The organism is Belnapia arida (assembly GCF_016773205.1).
GTDB classification, from domain to species: domain Bacteria; phylum Pseudomonadota; class Alphaproteobacteria; order Acetobacterales; family Acetobacteraceae; genus Belnapia; species Belnapia arida.
Genome location: NZ_JAETWB010000124.1, coordinates 1 through 2406, shown reverse-complemented (window position 1 = coordinate 2406; position 2406 = coordinate 1). Strand labels below are relative to the sequence as shown.

General features: G+C 66.8%; 2 protein-coding genes and 1 pseudogene. 2 read left to right on the top strand and 1 reads right to left on the bottom strand.

The genetic code is table 11. From position 1 onward, the window contains the following. Positions 1 to 415, bottom strand: a 415-nt coding sequence (locus JMJ56_RS32950) for an HWE histidine kinase domain-containing protein (RefSeq protein ID WP_328702530.1), incomplete at its 3' end; no start/stop codon positions are given. A gap of 420 nt (positions 416 to 835) precedes the next feature. On the opposite strand from JMJ56_RS32950, the pseudogene JMJ56_RS32945 reads away from it, so the two are divergent. Further along, positions 836 to 961, top strand: a pseudogene (locus JMJ56_RS32945) (IS3 family transposase); the annotation flags it as partial. A 76-nt stretch (positions 962 to 1037) separates the two neighbouring features. Continuing rightward, positions 1038 to 2045, top strand: a complete 1008-nt coding sequence (locus tag JMJ56_RS32940) for an IS110 family RNA-guided transposase (protein WP_202836093.1) — start codon at positions 1038 to 1040, stop codon at positions 2043 to 2045. The last annotated feature ends 361 nt before the right edge of the window (positions 2046 to 2406 follow it).

Sequence of the window (2406 nt, the reverse complement as noted above, 5' to 3'; positions counted from 1 at the left end):
TCGGTTCAACGTCTTCTTCGTCATGGCTCCAACCTCTCAAGGTTTGAAGCCTCCGGCAAACCCAGAGCGGTTCAGTCGCCAGTTCGTGCAGCGCCAGCGACAGGGTTTGCGCCTGCGCCGGGGAGAGTTGCCCCGCCTGCCTGGTGCCGAGTTCGCAGGAGAACTCCATGCGGGGATCTCGCACCGTTCCGGCCGAGCCAAGCCGCGAGCGGGCGTGCGCCACCGCGTCGAGGTCGGCCGCCTTCCACGAGGCCACGGTCAGCAGGTCGTGCGCCCGCACCAGCGCCCGCAACCGGCCATCGCGATCGGCCGCGAACCGCTCGGGGTCGCTAGACCCTAACCCGCGCAGCGTTTGGGCTGCCACCACTATCACGGTGACGAGCACGTTCTTCACCTTGTGGTTCAGCTCAGCCATAACGAGGCGCCTATGCCGCTCGCTCCGACTGCGCCCCTCGGGCTCGTCGGCCTCGCGCAACCCGTTCGGGTCCAGCGGACCGGTGCCCGCGACGAGCCCGATTGAACGCCGGAACGTTGCGATGGTGCGGCGCGCGAGCAGGAACGCGAGTGTAAGACCGCAGTGGCGACCAGCGCGCTCGGGATTAGGACACGCGCGAGGGCGGCGCGGAGCGGCTCCTCGAACTTAACCTTGGCGTGGTCAGTACGTCGATGTAGCTGCTTCGCGGCCCGTGCGTGAAGGCGACGACTGGCGGGACGTTCTCGCAGGTGGTGGTGCCGCGCAGAACGCCCTCGGATATGGTGGCCATACGGCTCAGTGATCCACCCCCTTTGAAGTGGTCCGTCCTGAGGTATGGGTTTGAACCGGAGGAGGACCGAGATGGCGAGCAAGAAGCACCGGCCTGAGGAGGCTGTAGCCAAGCTGCGGCAGGTAGACGTCCTGGTCTCGCAGGGGCAGTCCGTGGCGGAGGCGATCCGGGCGATTGGGGTGACGGAGGTGACATGGCGTAACTGAGGGCGGGCGCACTCCGGGGTTGGTGGCAGAGAATGGGCCGTTACCCAGGCAATCGGAGGAGTGCGAGATGAACTATTTCGTTGGCCTCGATGTCTCCATGGAGGAGACCGCCTACTGTGCCCGGAACGCCGAGGGGCGGATCCTTGGCCAGGGTAAGACGGTGACGGACCCGGACGCGATCGCCGTGGCCTTGGCCCGCTTCGGCCGACCCACCCGCGTGGTGCTCGAAACAGGGCGGATGGCGAACTGGCTGCATCGGCAGCTGATCGCCCGTGACCTGCCGGCTGTCTGCGTTGACGCCCGCCAGGCTCACGCCGTGCTTAGCCAGATGCCGAACAAGACCGATGCCAATGACGCCGCGATGCTGGCCGAGTTGGCACGCACTGGTTTCTACCGCGCGGTGCGGGTCAAAAGCGAGGCGGCGCAGAGCATGCGGGCACTGCTCAAGGCCCGTGAGTTGGTTCTGCGCCAGCGCATAGACCTCGACAACACCATCCGCGGTCTGCTGACGAGCATGGGAATACGCCTGCCGGAAGGACCCCGGCGCTGGGCTGACCGGGTGGAGCTGGCGCTGGAGGCCAATGAGGCGCTCGCCCTGGCGCTGAGACCGCTGCTGCGCTTGCGCGGGGATCTGGCTCGATCCCTTGCGGAGCTCACCCGGCGGCTGCTCACCGAGGCCTGGGGCTCTGACCTGTGCCGCAGGCTGATGGGTGTGCCGGGTGTCGGCGCGATCACCGCTTATGCTTTCTTGGCCACCATCGACGACCCCACCCGGTTTACCCATTCCAGATCCGTCGGCGCCTATGTCGGCCTGACCTCGAAACGCTATCAGTCGGGCGAGGTGGACTACACGGGCCGCATTACCCGACGGGGCGATGGCATGCTGCGGACGCTGCTGTTCGAGGCGGCGTCGAGCCTCATTACCCGTGCGGGTGGGGGCGGTGCATTGCGCGAGTGGGGTCTGCGGCTGCGGGCCAAGGTCGGCCACAAGAAGGCCAGCGTGGCATTGGCGCGCAAGCTCGGGGTTATCCTCCATCGCATGTGGGTGGACGGCACCGAGTTCCGCGTAGCCTGACCGGCAGAGCAACCATAGGGCAAGGAGAGAAACCCCGCAGTCGGCGGGAGCTGACAGATCTTCGAGCTCTCGTCCCGGTCCGGACGGGAGGCGACGGCCGAGCCCGAGGTATTACGTGCGGCGCGCCGAGGCGCGACCGCGCAGGTCACAAGCTGGGAGGCCGAAGCCTTGGACGCCATCATGAAGCGCCGCGCGTCGAAAGCGCGCTGGCGACTTCGTAGAGAACCTTGTGCCGGACCAGGGAGGAGGATCAGGATCACCGTGCGCCCGCCCTCAGTTAGAGAACCTACTATCGCTGGCGACGGGAGTTCGGGGGCTTGAAGTCGGATCAGGTGAAGCGCCTGAAAGACCTCGAGGCGGA